The sequence below is a fragment of the Pseudoalteromonas sp. 5Ae-yellow genome, assembly GCF_014077565.1.
Classification (GTDB): Bacteria; Pseudomonadota; Gammaproteobacteria; order Enterobacterales; family Alteromonadaceae; genus Pseudoalteromonas.
This window is the reverse complement of record NZ_JACGWD010000177.1, coordinates 1-344: the sequence shown is the minus strand read 5'-3', so window position 1 is coordinate 344 and position 344 is coordinate 1. Positions and strand designations below refer to the sequence as shown.

Sequence of the window (344 nt, the reverse complement as noted above, 5' to 3'; positions counted from 1 at the left end):
CACCCGAGTTCTCTCAAGCGCCTTAGTATTCTCTACCTGACCACCTGTGTCGGTTTGGGGTACGATTCCATATAATCTGAAGCTTAGAGGCTTTTCCTGGAAGTATGGCATCAACAACTTCATCACCGTAGTGACTCGTCTCGTGTCTCAGGTTTAGTGTTTGTCCGGATTTACCTAAACAAACGCCCTACTCACTTTCACATAGACTACCAACGCTATGCTTGCTTAGCCTGCTCCGTCCCCCCATCGCAATTATATCGAGTACAGAAATATTAATCTGTTTCCCATCGACTACGCCTTTCGGCCTCGCCTTAGGGGTCGACTTACCCTACCCTGATTAACAT

The 344-nt window shown here is 47.4% G+C and carries 1 rRNA gene; it reads right to left on the bottom strand.

Annotation, left to right across the window (positions count from 1 at the left end):
• A 23S ribosomal RNA gene (locus H4J63_RS19870) occupies positions 1 to 344 on the bottom strand; the annotation flags it as partial.